This is a genomic window from Sinomonas sp., from assembly GCF_051955515.1.
Taxonomy (GTDB): Bacteria; Actinomycetota; Actinomycetes; order Actinomycetales; family Micrococcaceae; genus Sinomonas.
Genome location: NZ_JBQCGQ010000142.1, coordinates 1 through 14211 on the forward strand (window position 1 = coordinate 1; position 14211 = coordinate 14211).

Sequence of the window (14211 nt, forward strand, 5' to 3'; positions counted from 1 at the left end):
CGAGGGTCGGCAGGGCGAGGTCGCGGACCACCTTCACGATGACGGGCGCGACCGCGAGATAGCCCGTAGCCGCGGCGAGCTTCGGCCGGGTGGGGCGGAGAGCCCGCTCGCGGCGTCAGAGGCAGCGGCAAGCTGCCCGTCTCCACGACCATCCGGTCCGTGACGAGTTCCAGGTTCTCCATGCCACCGCGCCGTGCAGATCACGCGCGCCTGGCGCGAGTCGTCGATCAGCTGGAACAGGTCACGGTCCCCCGTGACCACGTCCACCGGCAGCTCCGCCCGGCTGGCGTAGGTGCCGACCACGTCGTCGGCCTCGTGCCTTGGGGCTCCGACGACGGCGATGCCGGCGAGGCGGAGCATGTGGCGGATCAGCGGAAGCTGCGCCGTCAGCCCCTCCGGCACGATCTCCACAGCGGGGGCGCCCGCCACAGCCTGTGCGACGCGATGCCACTTGCACGCGGGGATCCGGCGTTCACCGGGGTCCCGTCGCCGCGGCGGATCGTTTCGGGGACGCCGTGGAGGGCGCGGAAGCACAGCGACGGGCGCCGAGCAGCATCAGGCGCTGGGGTACGCCGGTCCGGATGGTCCTTTCGGATGCGCGCTGTTTCGCTGTTTACGGGATCCGGTAGTCGGAATCGGGGACGTCCGTGATGAGCATGTGCCCGGGGGCGTGCGTGATGGCGAAGGGCGGCTTCGAGGCTAGGAGAGCTGCCTGAGGCGTCACCCCGCATGCCCAGAAAACCGGAACGTCGCCGTCTTCGGGTTCAACGGAATCACCGTAGTCGGGCTGTGCGAGATCGGCGATGCCAAGGGCTTCCGCATCTCCGACATGGACCGGAGCCCCGTGGACGGCGGGCATGCGAGCGCTTACTTGGAAGGCCGTCTCGACCAGGCTCTCTGGGATGTAGCGCATCGAGACGACCATGGGCCCGTGCATCCGACCAGCCGGCCGGCATTCGAGGTTCGTCCGATACATCGAGACATTACGTCCCTGCTCGACATGCCTGAGCGGCACCCCGGCCTCGACCATCGGGGACTCGAACGTGAAGCTGCAGCCGATCAGGAAGGTCACGAGGTCATCGCGCCAGTGGTCCACGACGTCGTCGAGCTCCGCCTCCATCCGGCCATCGCGCCAGAGGCGGTAACGGGGGATATCGGTTCTAAGATCCGCTCCCTCGGCGAGCACGCTCGTTGTGGCGCCGGGGTCTGCCACGTCGAGCACGGGGCAGGGCTTGGGATTCCGCTGGCAGAAGAGCAGCACGTCGTACGCCCAATCCGCAGGAACCGAGATCATGTTCACCTGGGTATATCCCGGAGCCCACCCGGACGTAGGCACCACGAGGCCGCCGCGGAATTCGGCCCGTGCCTCGCTGGGCGACGTGGACTGGGGGATCAGGCTTTGCGATGTCATAGGTGTTCCTCTTCCAGAGATCGGGTGGGACGGTGATCAGCGCCGCCCACGTTCAGGCGAGCTCGCGGTTCTTGGTCTCGGGCAGGCCGAACAGCGCCAGCACAGCGATGGCGTATCCGGCGGCACCGAAGATCATGGCCCCGCCGACTCCGAGCGTCGAGGCGAGGAAGCCCACAAGTGTCGGGAAGAAGGCGCCTACAGCGCGCCCGAAGTTGTAGGTGAAGCCCTGCCCGGTCCCCCGGAGGTGTGCCGGGTAGAGCTCGGAGAGGAATGATCCGAAGCCGCTGAAGATCGCCGAGGTGAAGAAGCCCAGGGGGAAGCCGAGGATGAGCACCAGGGTGTTGGCCCCAGCGGGGATGTTGACGTAGGCGAAGATGACGAGGGTGGAGAGAACGGAGAACAGCAGGAACGTCTTCTTCCGCCCGAGGCGGTCGGTGAGGTAGCCGCCGGATACATATCCGATGAAGGCGCCCGAGATGAGGAATGTCAGGTAGCCGCCAGTTCCCACAACGCTGAGGCCGCGATCCACCTTCAGGTAGGTCGGAACCCACGAGGCCAGCGTGTAGTAGCCGCCCTGGACCCCCGTGGCAAGAAGCGAGGCGAAGAACGTGGTGCGGCCCATCGGACCTTTGAAGATCTCTGCGAATCCTCCGCGCTTCTCACTGGAAAGCCGGCGCTCGGTGGCGGCATCGGCGTCCTTGACGTTCCGGCGGACGAACAGGAGCAGCACGGCGGGGAGGGCACCCGTCCAGAACAGCACACGCCAGGCCAGGTCGGCTGGGGCGAAGCTGAAGACCAGCGTGTAGACGAGGACCGACAGCGCCCAGCCCACGGCCCACGAACTCTGGATGAAGGCCACCGCGCGGCCCCGGTACTTGGGCTTCGCGTATTCGGCGACGAGGATGGCGCCCGTGGCCCATTCGCCTCCGAACCCCAGTCCCTGGAGCGTGCGGAAGACCAGCAACTGCTCGAAGCTGCCGGCGAAGCCGCAGAGGACCGTGAAGAGTGCGAAGGCCGCCACCGTGATCATCAGAGTCTTGGTGCGGCCGATCCGGTCCACCAGGATTCCCGCCAGCGCCCCGCCGATCGCCGACACAACGAGGGTGACGGTGGTCAGCAGCCCGGCCTGGCCGGTCGAGAGATGGAAGTAGGCGCCGATCGCTACGAGCGAGAGGGGCAGGACTTGGAAATCGTAGGAATCGAGGGCGTAGCCGCCGAAGGCCCCGATCCATGCCTTCCGGCCGCGCTCCCCGAGAGTGCGATACCAAGCGAACCGCCCAGTATCCTCGCCAACCTGGTTTTCGATTCGTGACATGACAGCCTTACGGGTCTGGGGCCGGGGCCCGGAGGGGATCTTGAGGATTTTGCAGACGGGCGGCGCCGCAGCCTCATCGCCCGAATCGTGGTTCCATGCTAGGTCTTTGTTCAACAATCTGTCTAGGGGTCCGAGTGGACCAGCCCACACGGTGGAATGAAGCGCATCACACCCCTCCGGCGAGGGCGAAGACATGTCGGGGGGTCTGTAGGGCCGAAAAATTGTTGAACAATCGCCTTCCTTCAGGCATCATGGATGCAGAACCAACCTGAGACGGGGATCACAATGCCTTACATCGATCTGAACAGCGACGTCGGCGAGTCGTTCGGCAACTGGACCATGGGCGACGACGCCGCGGTCTTCCGCCACGTATCGAGCGCCAATGTCGCGTGCGGCTTCCACGCCGGCGACCCGACAACCATCGCCCGCACCTGCCGGGACGCTGTGGGCGCGGGCGTGACCATCGGGGCGCACGTCGGCTATCGCGACCTCGCCGGCTTCGGCCGCCGCTTCCTGGACTGCTCCCCGACAGAGCTGGCGGACGACGTCGTCTACCAGCTCGGCGCTTTGGAGGGCCTGGCCCGAGTGGCCGGCTCACAGATCAAGTACGTCAAGCCCCATGGAGCCCTGTACAACACGATCGTCCACCACGAGGCCCACGCCCAGGCAGTGGTCGATGCGGTGCACTCCTACAATCCAGACCTCCCGCTCCTGCTGCTGCCCGGGGCTGTGGCGTTGCGGAAGGCCGAGGAGCGTGGCCTGCGGACCGTCCGCGAGGCCTTCGCCGACCGCGCGTACAACCCGGATGGAACCCTTGTGTCCCGCCGCGAGCCCGGGGCGGTGCTCCACGACAACGCCGTGATGGTGGAGAACATGGTACGTCTGGCAACTGAGGGCAAGATTGTGGCTCGCGACGGGTCGGTACTGGACGTGAAGGCGGACAGCATCTGCGTCCATGGCGACACCCCGGGTGCAGTGGCGATGGCCGGCGCGGTCCGAGAAGGCCTTGAAGCTGCCGGCGTGACGGTCCGGAGCTTCGTGTGAGCGTCACTGGCCTCCGTTGGGCAGGCCGGCGCGGCCTGCTCGTCGAGCTGTCCGACTTGGAGTCCGTGCTCGCGCTGCACACCCGCCTGACGGCTGAACCGCTGCCCGGCCAGCGCGAAGCCGTCGCCGCCGCCGCCACAGTCCTCGTCACCTTCTCTTCCCACGCGGCCACCGCGGCCGCCCGCCAGTCCCTTCCGCAGCTGGAGCTGGACGGCGCGCGGCTCACCGCTGGCGTGGTCACCACAGGGCGCGAGATCACCATTGAAGTGGTGTACGACGGCGAGGACCTCGCCGAAGTGGGTCGGCTGACCGGCCTGGGCGCCGACGGCGTCGTGGCCGCCCACACGCGACAGCTCTGGACGGCGGCTTTCGGCGGCTTTGCCCCGGGCTTCACATATCTCGTGGGCGAGGACTCCAGCGTGGACGTCCCCCGCCGCAGCTCCCCCCGCACCGCCGTCCCGGCCGGCTCTGTGGCCCTCGCTGGAGGATTCTCGGCGGTCTATCCGCGCCAGTCCCCCGGCGGTTGGCAGCTGATCGGGCACACGGATGCGGTGATGTGGGATCTCGAACGGGAATCCCCGGCGCTGGTCCGCCCGGGCGACACCGTCCGCTACGTCGCCGTCCGCGAGTCCCTCCGCCTGACGGCAGGCACCACGGCCGAGGAGGCCGCTTCGTCCCCCACACCTGATGAGGCTCGGGCGACTGAGAGCGCGCTGCACGTCGAGTCCACCGGCCTGCAGTCCCTGCTGGAAGACCTCGGACGCCCTGGCCTCGGAGATCTTGGCGTCTCCGCCGCGGGGGCCGCGGACCAGCAGTCCGCGCGGCAGGCCAATCGACTGGTCGGCAATGAGCCGGGCGCGGCGGTCGTCGAGAATCTCCTCGGCGGCCTGGCCGTCCGCGCCCGCGGCGACCAGGTGCTCGCCGTGGCCGGGGCGAGCGTTCCCCTCGAGGTCCGCAGCGCGGACGGAGAGCTCGTCCACCGCCCGGCCATGTGCGGCCCGTTCGCCCTGCTCGACGGCGAGAGCCTCAGTCTGGGCGCCCCGGCGCTCGGGCTGCGCAGCTATCTCGCCGTCCGCGGCGGCCTGGACGTGCCCGCGGTCCTGGGCAGTCGGTCTACGGATTCCATGTCCGGAATCGGTCCGGCCGCCCTCGCTCCGGGCACGGTGCTGCCCGTGGGCACGGTCGACGGCGTGCGGCCTGTCGGCTTCTCCGAGGCGTCCACCCTCCGACTTGGCAAGACCGTGACCACGCTGCGTGTGGTCCTTGGGCCCCGGGAGGACTGGTTCAGCGAGGATGCTCTTGAGGCTTTGTGCGGTCAGGACTGGCTGGTCACCGAGCAGTCCAACCGCATCGGCGTCCGCCTCGCCCCCGCTCCGGCCACACGAGCGGACGACGACGGAGCGCCCGGCCGCGGTCTGCAGCGCAGCCGCGAGGGCGAGCTGCCCAGCGAGGGAGCCGTCGCCGGTTCCCTGCAGGTGCCGCCCAGCGGCCACCCCGTCCTATTCCTGGCCGACCACCCGGTCACCGGCGGCTACCCGGTGATTGCCGTCGTCGTGCTCGAGGACCTCCCCACAGCGGCGCAGCTGCCGCCCGGCCACCGGGTGCAGTTCACTCCAGTGGACCCTGCCACCCTCGAACCCCTCGTCACCGAACCAGCTTTTCAAGGAATCCAGCCATGAAGAAGGTCCTGATCGCCAACCGCGGCGAGATCGCCGTGCGCGTTGCCCGCGCCTGCTCCGACGCCGGACTGCAGTCCGTGGCCGTCTACTCCGACCCTGACGCGGATGCGCTCCACGTCCGGATCGCCGACGAGGCCTTTGCACTGAACGGGTCGGCGAGCTCCGAGACCTATCTGGACATCGCCAAGCTCATCGACGTCGCACGGCGCGCCGGAGCCGACGCCGTCCACCCCGGCTATGGCTTCCTCTCCGAGAACGCAGACTTCGCTGAGGCCGTGATCGAGGCCGGGCTGACCTGGATCGGACCGAGCCCGGATTCCATCCGCGCCCTCGGCAACAAGGTCACCGCCCGCGAGATCGCGTTGCGCGCCGGCGCGCCGCTCGTTCCCGGCAGCGACGGTCCCGTGGCGAACGCGGAGGAGGCTCTCGCGTTCGCACAGCAGCATGGCCTGCCGATGGCGATCAAGGCAGCCTTCGGCGGCGGAGGCCGCGGCCTGAAGGTCGCCCGCCGGCTCGAGGATGTGGAGGACTCCTTCGACTCCGCGGTCCGTGAGTCCACGGTGGCGTTCGGCCGTGGCGAGTGCTTCGTCGAACGGTTCCTGGACCAGCCCCGCCACGTGGAAGCGCAGGTCCTCGCGGACACCCACGGCAACGTCATCGTCGTCGGAACCCGCGACTGCTCGCTGCAGCGTCGCAACCAGAAGCTCGTGGAGGAGGCCCCGGCCCCGTTTCTCACCCCCGAACAGCGCGCGCTGATCCACGAGTCCGCGAAGGCCATCTGCCGCGAGGCGGATTACCACGGTGCCGGAACGGTTGAGTACCTCGTGGGCAAGGACGGGACGATCTCCTTCCTCGAGGTGAACACCCGCCTCCAAGTGGAGCACCCGGTCACCGAGGAGACCTCGGGCGTGGACCTGGTCCGCGAGCAGTTCCGCATTGCCGCCGGCAAGCGCCTCACCCTCACCGCCGACCCTGAGCCGACGGGCCACGCGATCGAGTTCCGACTCAACGCCGAGGACCCCGCCCGCGGCTTCCTCCCCGGCCCCGGCACCGTCGAGGCCTTCGACGCCCCCACCGGGCGCGGGATCCGCGTGGACACGGGCGTCCGCTCCGGTTCCGTGGTTCCGGGCGAGTACGACTCGCTGCTGGCCAAGCTCATCGTCGTCGGCGAGGACCGGCCCCAGGCGCTGCGCCGTGCCCGAGCCGCGCTCGAGGAGATGCGCATCGAGGGCCTGCCCACCGTCCTGCCGTTCCACCGCGCGGTTGTCCGCGACCCGGCCTTCACCGCCGAGGACGCTTTCCGCGTCCACACGACGTGGATCGAGACCGAGTTCGCCCAGACGCTCGCCGCCTCGCCGGAGCTGGCACGCACCGCTCCCGACGCCGCCCGCACCACCTTCACCGTGGAGCTGGACGGCAAGGCCGTTCAGCTCGGAGTCCCCGCGCGCCTGTTCGAGGCCCTGATGAACGGAGGAGGCGGCAGCGCCTCCCTCCGCCAGCCCACGGCAGCGGCGAAAGACGACGGCGAGCTCGCAGCGCCGATGTCCGGCGCCCTGGTGAAGTGGCTGGCGGAGTCTGGCGACACCGTCGAAGCGGGCCAGCCCGTGGCGGTGCTGGAGGCGATGAAGATGGAGACGGTGGTCCAAGCGCACCGCAGCGGCACCCTCGTACGCGGCAAGCAGGAGCCCGGTGCCGCCGTCGCCCGTGGGGAGCTGCTGGGGCGGATCGGCTAGCAGGCCAGCGCCGGAGGCGGGTGCGGCATTGGATACATTTGAGCCATGGCCAGAAACGCCGCACTCGCCGGCCTCGCCGAGGGCGACCACGCACCCCATGCCCACACCGGCGCGTGGGTGGCCGCAGTTCTGCGCTCGCGCATCTCCGCCGGCCAGCTGCCGCCCGGGACCAAGCTCTCGGAACAGAAGCTGTCCGAGGCGCTCGGCGTCTCCCGCAACACCTTGCGGGAGGCGTTCACCCTCCTCGCCGGGGAGTCGGTGGTGCGGCGCATCCCGAATCGCGGCGTCTTCGTCGCGGCCCCCGGGGAGGAAGAGATCCGGGAGATCTACCGGGTCCGGCGCCTGATCGAGCCCGCCGCAGTGCTCTGGGGGAACTTCCCGGCCGAGGCGCTGGACGTCTTCGGCCCGATCATCGCCAAGGCCCGTGTAGCGCGGGAGGCACAGTCCGTGCCGGGCATGGCGGACGCGAACCAGGAGCTGCACAAGGCCCTCGTCGCCCTGTCCGGCAGCCCGTCGCTGCAGGAGCTGATGGACAAGGTCCTCGCCGAGATGCGTCTCGTCTTCCACGCCATGGCCACCACACCGGACTTCCACAGCCACTACGTAGAGCGCAACGCGGCGCTCGTCGAGCAGATCCGCGCCGGGCACCGTGAGGAGGCGGCGGAGGAGCTGCGCCGGTACCTCGACGCCGCCGAGCGCGAGCTTCGCGTGCACATCGGGGCCTTGGGAGGGTAGCGGACGCACCTGAGGTCCGGGCGGGCGTACGTCACACCACTCTGAGCAGGACCGAGGGGTGGCCTCGCTGCTGCAAGGCCACCCGTCACGACCGCTTTGGGTCAGCTCCCTGCCGTCTTCAGGATGCTGTAGTCAATGGTGCTGTCATACCGATACGTGAGGTTCGCCAGATCCTTGCTGTACGCCTGGTTCGGCTGCTTGTAGAGGATCGGGAGCTGGCTCGCGTCCTGGTTGATGTAGTCGTTGACCTTCTGCCACTGCGGAGCAGCCTGGTCGCTCGTGCCGGGTCCGGCGGCGATGGCCGAGGCCATGAGCGACTTCCACTGATCGTTCGGAACGAACGCGCCGCTGTTGCTCGGATCGCCCGGGAGGAAGAAGTTGTTCACGAACGAGGGCACTTGCACCTGCACGCGGTTCGCCACCAGCAAGGACTGGAAGGTCTGCTTGAGGCGACCGGTCGCGAAGTCCGCTGGGTTAAGCTGCTGGACGGTGACGTTGAAGCCTGCCGCCTTCGCGTAGGAACCGATCATGATGGCCGTGTCGACGATGTCGGGAACCGCGTTGGAGACCGAGAGCGTGACGTCCACGCTCGTCTTGCCGGCCTTCGCGAGCAGCTCCTTCGCCTTGTTCACGTCATAGGTGTAGGCGGGCTGAGTCGAGAGCCCGGGGACTCCCATGGTCGGGGTGAACCAGCCCGGGCTGGTCACAGCGAAGCCCTCGTAGACCTGGCTGATGATCTTGTCGTAGGGGATGGCGTAGTTGAAGGCCTGCCGCACGAGCTTGTCGTCGAACGGCGCCTTGTTCTGCACGAGCGAAAGATCGTCGAACTCGATGGGATGGTCAACTGAAGGCTCCTGGACCTTGGGCGAGTCCTTGACCGAATTCAGGTCGCTCGGGGTCAGGGCTTCGGCGACGTCCACGTTTCCGGACGAGACGAGCTGGGCGCGCGTGCCGGAATCGGGAACGACCTTCATGGTGATGCTCGTGAACTGCGGCTTGCCCACGGGATAGTTCGGGTTCGCCTTGAGGACCAGCTGCTGGCCCTGGGTGACCGAGTCGACGACGTACGGCCCGTAGCCCCAGCCGGTGTTCTGGGTTGCCCACTTCACGGCCCAGGGATCGTCCTTCGTGGCGTGCTTGAGCAGCTCGGTCTTGTCGTAGATGCGGCCGGTCTGGCCCGTGAAGATGGGAAGGAAGACGTTGTCGTTGCCCGCATTGTGGAGATGGAACGCGATCGTGTAGTCGTCGATGACCTGGACCTGATCCATGGAGTTGAAGTAATTCTTGATCTGGGTGAGCCCCACTCCGTGGTCGCTGAGCTTGCGCTCCACCGACCAGCGGACGTCTTCGGCGGTGAAGGGATTGCCAGCCTGCGAGAGCACCCCCTTGCGGAGATGGAACGTGTAGGTCTGACCGTTGTCGCTCACCGTGTAGGGGTTGTCCTTGTCGGCGAGCGCTCCTTCGAAATGCGTGAAGTCGGTGATGACCACGCCGTTCTTGGTGGTCGTCTTGTAGTTCAGCAGGCCGATCTGGGTCTGCGACCACATCGTGTAGTTCTCGTTCGATGCGGCGAACGAGCCGTCCAGGTCGTAGCTCGTCGGCGTTGCCGCGACCGCTACGGTGATCGAGTTCTTGGCGGGGGCATTTCCGCCCGCCGCAGGCGCGTGGCTGTTGCAGGCGCTCAAGATGAGGGCGGCCGCAGCTCCGACGGCGAGAATCCCCAGCTTCTTCCGATGAGGCACGACTTTTCTAAGAGGCACCATTTTTCCTTTCCGTGCGGAACCGCTTCTTGACGTTGGCCGCCAAGTACGGCCAAACCTGGGGGATCGCCCGCGACGAATACGCGATGGCGAGAACTGACAGCGCCACAAAAATGCTGGGGAAGATAGCCGGCCACCAGCGCCCCAGCATGAGCGAGGAGAGTGCGGACGAGATCATGTAACCCCACTCGGGTGTGGGGGCTTTGACGCCGACGCCGATGAAGCCGAGGCTCGCGAGGATGATCACGCAATTGCCGAACACGAGCGGCATATTGCGCATGGCCGGGCCGATCGAATTGGGCACGACGTGGACGAGCGCCGACCGCAGCGGGCTTTCGCCGGCGAGCTTTGCCGCTTCGAGGTACGCCTCGCGGCGCACGCGGAGCACCTCGGCGCGGGTGAGCTTGATGGTCGCCTGGATCAGGCAGAGCGTGATGGCCACGATGAGCGCGAAATCCGAGGATCCCATGATGCCCACGACGACGATCCCCAGAATGATCGACGGGATGGCGATGAGGTAATCGCTGATCTGGTTGAGCAGCCGTCCGATCCAGCCCAGGACTCCGCGGCTGCTCTCGGAGAGGCCGATGAAGGTTCCGATCAGGATCCCGCCGATCGTGCTGCAGAGCGCCACGATGACGCCGAATTGCACGGCCACGCGCGCCCCATAAATCGTGCGTGAGAACACGTCCATTCCGACGGCGTCCGTCCCGAAGAGATGATCGGCGGAGGGCGGGAGCCGGGAGGCAGCGACGGTGGTCACGGGATCGTAGGGGGCGATGAGCGGCGCGAAGATCGCGATCGCGAGGATCGCGGCGAGCGGGAGAAATGCGAGCGTCACCCGCAGCCAGCCGATCGGTTTGCGCGCTGCCCGCCGCGGCGGCGCCTGGACAGTCTTGGCAATGAGCGTCTCCGCCATGATCAGCTAGCCTCACTTTCGATGCCCGGCCGACGGCGGGGGTCGAGCCACATGTTCACGAGGTCGACGACGAGCATCGCGATCAGGCAGACGGCCACGACGACGACGAGGAACCCTTGGAGCGCGGTGAAGTCCACGGATTGGACCGAGCGGACGCCGAGGGCGCCGATCCCGCCGAATCCGAACAGGCTCTCGATCGTGACGGCACCGCCGATGAGCGAGCCGAAGAACAGCCCGAACACCACCACCACGCTTGACAGCGAGCGCCGGAACACGCTGAAGAAGATCCATCTCCGCGGCACGCCCGCGGCGACTTGGAAGCGCGTGGTCGGCTGGACGAGCTCGCGGTCGAGCCCACCGATGTACTGCGTGAGGAGGTTCGGCGTGTAGGTCAGCACCATGGCCGCGACCGGCATGATGTACTGCACGAGCGTCTCGCCGAACAGGTCCAGGTTCCCCGTCAGCAGCTCATCCAGGAGCGGGAAGCCCGTGACCACCGGCAGCGTTCCCGACGAGACCCTCCCCAGCGGGGCCGGGAGCCAGTCGAGGATCACATAGAAGATCACGATCAGGAAGATGGCGACGACGAACACCGGCACCGTGGTGGCGAACGACGCGTACACGCGGATGCTGTTCCGCAGCACGCGGTTCGCGAACCTCAGGTAGAGGAACCCGAGGACCAGGCAGAGGACGAACGCCCCGATGAGGCCCAGGACGATGAGCTCGATCGTGGAGGGGAGCCGGGAGAACACCTCGTCGACGACGGGGGCGCCCGTCACGAGGGAATGCCCGAGGTCGCCGTGGAGCAGGCCGCCCCAGAATCTCAGCAGCTGATCCCAGACGCTTCCGTCGAGCCCCATCTGGGTGCGGACGGCGGCGATGGCGTCGGGTGAGACCGTCCCGGAGCGGGACGAGATCGCCACGCTCACCGGGTCGCCGGGCAGCAGCCGGACCAGGAAGAACGCGATCGTCCCGAAGACGAAGATGTCCAGAGGCAGGCGGAGAAGTCTCAGCGCCCACCATCGGTTGGCTCGATACCAGCTCATAGCGCGGCCTCCCGCTGTTCAGAACTCGATTCAGGGCTGGACGCAGAATTCGAAACGGGACTCGAGGAATCCGCGTAGGCCGCGAGCAGCTCGCGCGTATAGGGATGCTGGGGCGCCTTCACGATCCGGTCCACGGCTCCGCGCTCGACCACCTCGCCGTGCCGCATCACCAGGAGCTCCGAGCTGATGAAGGTCACCGCGGGAAGCCCATGGGCCACGAACATGAGGCCCATCCGATGCCGCGCCACGTGCCGCTTGATGAGATTGAGGACCGCGCCCTGAACCGACACGTCGAGGGCGGACACCACTTCGTCGCAGATCAGGAGGCGAGGCTCGACGACGAGCGACCGGGCGAGCGCGAAGCGTTGCCGCTGGCCCCCGGACACCTGGTGCGGATACCGCGAGTAGAGAGCGGGGTCGAGCGAGAGGTCCTCCGCGATCGCCTCAAGCCGCTCGCGGATCCCGCTGCGGCTCTGGACGCCGCGGAGGATCCGCAGCGGCACCGCCACGGATTCGAAGAACGTCTGGCGCGGATCGAACGACGTCGTATCCTGCGCCACGTACTGAACCTGCTGCCGGTAGGCGAGCCGGCTCGCGCGATTCGACAGCCAGTCTGCGACAGAATGGCCCTGATAGGAGATCACCCCGCTCGTTGGGTGCTCAAGCCCCACGATCATGCGGGCGAGGGTTGACTTTCCCGAGCCCGACTCGCCGATCACGCCGAGCTCGGAGTGCGCGTCGAGGCGGAGGTCCACCGGCTGGACGGCGGTGACCTTGCGGTGGCCTCGCCCGAAGTCCTTCCGGACTGCGGACAGCGTGAGTTCGAAGTCCGTCTCAGTCGAGGGCGTCATGAGGCCGCCCTCTCGATGCTGCGCGCGAGGGTCGGCAGCGACTCCTTGCCGTAGTCCTCGAGCCGCGGCACGCAGTCGAGCAGGGCTCGGGTGTAGGGCGAGCGTTCCGCGCTCGTCAGGCTGTCTGTGCTGCACAGGTCTTGAACCTCGCCGTTGTAGAGCACGAGCATCCGATCCGTGTACTTGCGGGCCAGATCGATGTCGTGCGTGATGACGATGACGGCCGTCCCGAGCTCCACGGCCAGCGAGAGCACGAGGTCCATGATCCTTCGGCTGACCACGATGTCGAGGGCCGAGGTGGGCTCGTCGGCGATGAGCACGGCCGGCTTGCTGCACATGGCGAGAGCGATCATGACGCGCTGCCGCATGCCGCCGGAGAGCTCGTAGGGGTGGAGCTTGAGGACGCGTTCCGGATTCGGGATTCCGACCTTCTCGATCCATTCGATCGACTCGGCGCGGACCTGCTGCCTGCGAAGTCCTCGGGTCCCGAGAACGGAGCGGAACTGGTGCGCGATGGTCGCGACGGGGTCGAGGGAGGTCATCGCGTCCTGGAAGATCATCGAGATGCCCTCGTGGCGGACCGGGATGACGCTCCTGCTCGCGCTCATGTCCACTGGCCGGCCCGCCACCCGCGCGACGTCATAGTCGACGTGCGCTGTTTCCTCGGGGAGCAGGCCGGCGATCGCCATTGCCAAGGTCGTCTTGCCGGAACCGGATTCGCCGACGACGGCGAGACGCTCCGAGCGCTTCAGGGCGAAGGAAACGTTGGAGACCGCTGGGATGAGTCCGAACTCGGTTCGATACGAGACCGCGAAGCCTTCCACGGCGATCGCCTCATCAGCGCTCTGCGATGGTTCCGCACGACGACTCACTGGACTGTCCTCTCTGACAGTGGCGCAAAGACTGCTTACTCAGGCAGCGGAGCGAATGCGGTCTCGCGGATCTTCAGCGCCGTGATGCAGGCGACGGCTGAGGTGATCACGAGGTACGCGGCCGGAATCCAGATGCTGCCCGTGAGCCCGATGAGGAAGGCGATGAGCGCGGGGGCCGCGCCGCCGAAGATCGCCGTGCCGATGTTGTAGCCGAAGCCGTAGGCAGCGGTCCGGATGCGGGTGGGGAAGAGCTCGGTCATGGCCGTCTGGACCACGCCGAACGTTCCCGAGAAGATCACCGACATGAGCACCACGCCGAGCAGCGCAAGGACCATGGATCCCTGGGTGAGCAGGTAGTAGCACGGGAACCCGCCGATCACCATGAGCGCCGAGGAGCCCGCCAGGAGCGGCTTGCGGCCGAACCGGTCCGAGAGGCGGCCGGAGATGAGTGAGGTCACGGAGCCCACGAGGAGCGCGACGCCCGTCACCACGAGACCCTGCACGGCGGAGAACTTCAGCTGCGACGTCATGAAGCTCGGCATGTAGATGAAGAGGACGAAGTAGCCGGAGCTGTTGAAGAGCGGGAGCAGGATGGTCATGAGCATGCCCCGGCGAGCGCTCTTGCTCGCGAAGGCCTCACGGAGCGGGTTGCGGACCAGGAGGCCGTCCGACTCGACCTTCTCGAACTCGGGCGATTCGCCGGCACTGAACCGGACCCAGAGAGCCGCGAGACCCATCGGGAAGGCCACGAGGAACGGGAGGCGCCAGCCCCACTCCGCCATCGCAGCGCCCCCGAGGGCCGCAGTCAGGGCGGCGGCGAACAGCGTGCCGAACATCATGGCGATG

Annotated in this window: 12 protein-coding genes and 1 pseudogene; 4 read left to right on the plus strand and 9 right to left on the minus strand. The window is 67.6% G+C overall.

The window, feature by feature from the left end:
* The 3 genes and pseudogenes from ACTHL9_RS07825 to ACTHL9_RS07835 form a co-directional block, all read right to left on the minus strand.
* Positions 1 to 556: pseudogene (locus tag ACTHL9_RS07825) on the minus strand (flap endonuclease); the annotation flags it as partial.
* A gap of 57 nt (positions 557 to 613) precedes the next feature.
* Positions 614 to 1411, minus strand: a complete 798-nt coding sequence (locus ACTHL9_RS07830; protein WP_440518286.1) for a putative hydro-lyase — start codon at positions 1409 to 1411, stop codon at positions 614 to 616.
* A 52-nt stretch (positions 1412 to 1463) separates the two neighbouring features.
* Positions 1464 to 2726 carry an MFS transporter gene (locus tag ACTHL9_RS07835; RefSeq protein WP_440518287.1) on the minus strand — a complete coding sequence of 421 codons (1263 nt, stop codon included), beginning with the start codon at positions 2724 to 2726 and terminating at the stop codon, positions 1464 to 1466.
* A gap of 285 nt (positions 2727 to 3011) precedes the next feature.
* Between ACTHL9_RS07835 and ACTHL9_RS07840 the strand changes: the two genes are divergently transcribed.
* Genes ACTHL9_RS07840 through ACTHL9_RS07855 form a run of 4 tightly spaced genes read left to right on the plus strand, consistent with a single transcriptional unit; the run spans position 3012 to position 7917 of the window.
* Entirely contained in the window at positions 3012 to 3770 is a 759-nt protein-coding gene (locus ACTHL9_RS07840) for a LamB/YcsF family protein (protein ID WP_440518288.1), read from the plus strand.
* The gene (locus tag ACTHL9_RS07845; RefSeq protein ID WP_440518289.1) at positions 3767 to 5449 is read left to right on the plus strand and encodes a 5-oxoprolinase/urea amidolyase family protein; all 1683 of its coding nucleotides are present in this window, start codon (positions 3767 to 3769) and stop codon (positions 5447 to 5449) included. The genes ACTHL9_RS07840 and ACTHL9_RS07845 overlap by 4 nt, the downstream gene beginning before the upstream one ends.
* Positions 5446 to 7182: an acetyl/propionyl/methylcrotonyl-CoA carboxylase subunit alpha gene (locus ACTHL9_RS07850; protein ID WP_440518290.1), complete on the plus strand. Its 1737-nt coding sequence runs from the start codon at positions 5446 to 5448 to the stop codon at positions 7180 to 7182. Before ACTHL9_RS07845 ends, ACTHL9_RS07850 begins: the two co-directional genes overlap by 4 nt.
* 45 nt (positions 7183 to 7227) lie before the next feature.
* Complete coding sequence (locus ACTHL9_RS07855; RefSeq protein ID WP_440518291.1) at positions 7228 to 7917, plus strand: GntR family transcriptional regulator; 690 nt, start codon at positions 7228 to 7230, stop codon at positions 7915 to 7917.
* 101 nt (positions 7918 to 8018) lie between these two features.
* Here ACTHL9_RS07855 and ACTHL9_RS07860 read toward each other — a convergent pair whose 3' ends face one another.
* The 6 genes from ACTHL9_RS07860 to ACTHL9_RS07885 all read right to left on the minus strand — a co-directional run.
* A complete protein-coding gene (locus ACTHL9_RS07860) occupies positions 8019 to 9677 on the minus strand; it encodes an ABC transporter substrate-binding protein (RefSeq protein WP_440518292.1) in 1659 nt (552 codons plus the stop codon).
* Positions 9667 to 10596: an ABC transporter permease gene (locus ACTHL9_RS07865; protein WP_440518293.1), complete on the minus strand. Its 930-nt coding sequence runs from the start codon at positions 10594 to 10596 to the stop codon at positions 9667 to 9669. Before ACTHL9_RS07865 ends, ACTHL9_RS07860 begins: the two co-directional genes overlap by 11 nt.
* 2 nt (positions 10597 to 10598) lie before the next feature.
* Positions 10599 to 11642, minus strand: a complete 1044-nt coding sequence (locus ACTHL9_RS07870; protein WP_440518294.1) for an ABC transporter permease — start codon at positions 11640 to 11642, stop codon at positions 10599 to 10601.
* Entirely contained in the window at positions 11639 to 12493 is an 855-nt protein-coding gene (locus tag ACTHL9_RS07875) for an ABC transporter ATP-binding protein (RefSeq protein ID WP_440518295.1), read from the minus strand. Before ACTHL9_RS07875 ends, ACTHL9_RS07870 begins: the two co-directional genes overlap by 4 nt.
* The gene (locus ACTHL9_RS07880) at positions 12490 to 13365 is read right to left on the minus strand and encodes an ABC transporter ATP-binding protein (protein WP_440518296.1); all 876 of its coding nucleotides are present in this window, start codon (positions 13363 to 13365) and stop codon (positions 12490 to 12492) included. Before ACTHL9_RS07880 ends, ACTHL9_RS07875 begins: the two co-directional genes overlap by 4 nt.
* Before the next feature lie 35 nt (positions 13366 to 13400).
* On the minus strand, positions 13401 to 14211 hold an 811-nt coding region (locus ACTHL9_RS07885; RefSeq protein WP_440518297.1), incomplete at its 5' end, for an MFS transporter.

Excerpts from the sequence above, each read along its gene's own strand:
- ACTHL9_RS07830 (WP_440518286.1), bottom strand. The coding sequence starts at position 1,411 with ATGACATCGCAAAGCCTGATCCCCCAGTCCACGTCGCCCAGCGAGGCA.
- ACTHL9_RS07835 (WP_440518287.1), bottom strand. The coding sequence starts at position 2,726 with ATGTCACGAATCGAAAACCAGGTTGGCGAGGATACTGGGCGGTTCGCT.
- ACTHL9_RS07840 (WP_440518288.1), top strand. The coding sequence starts at position 3,012 with ATGCCTTACATCGATCTGAACAGCGACGTCGGCGAGTCGTTCGGCAAC.
- ACTHL9_RS07850 (WP_440518290.1), top strand. The coding sequence starts at position 5,446 with ATGAAGAAGGTCCTGATCGCCAACCGCGGCGAGATCGCCGTGCGCGTT.
- ACTHL9_RS07855 (WP_440518291.1), top strand. The coding sequence starts at position 7,228 with ATGGCCAGAAACGCCGCACTCGCCGGCCTCGCCGAGGGCGACCACGCA.
- ACTHL9_RS07865 (WP_440518293.1), bottom strand. The coding sequence starts at position 10,596 with ATGGCGGAGACGCTCATTGCCAAGACTGTCCAGGCGCCGCCGCGGCGG.
- ACTHL9_RS07870 (WP_440518294.1), bottom strand. The coding sequence starts at position 11,642 with ATGAGCTGGTATCGAGCCAACCGATGGTGGGCGCTGAGACTTCTCCGC.
- ACTHL9_RS07875 (WP_440518295.1), bottom strand. The coding sequence starts at position 12,493 with ATGACGCCCTCGACTGAGACGGACTTCGAACTCACGCTGTCCGCAGTC.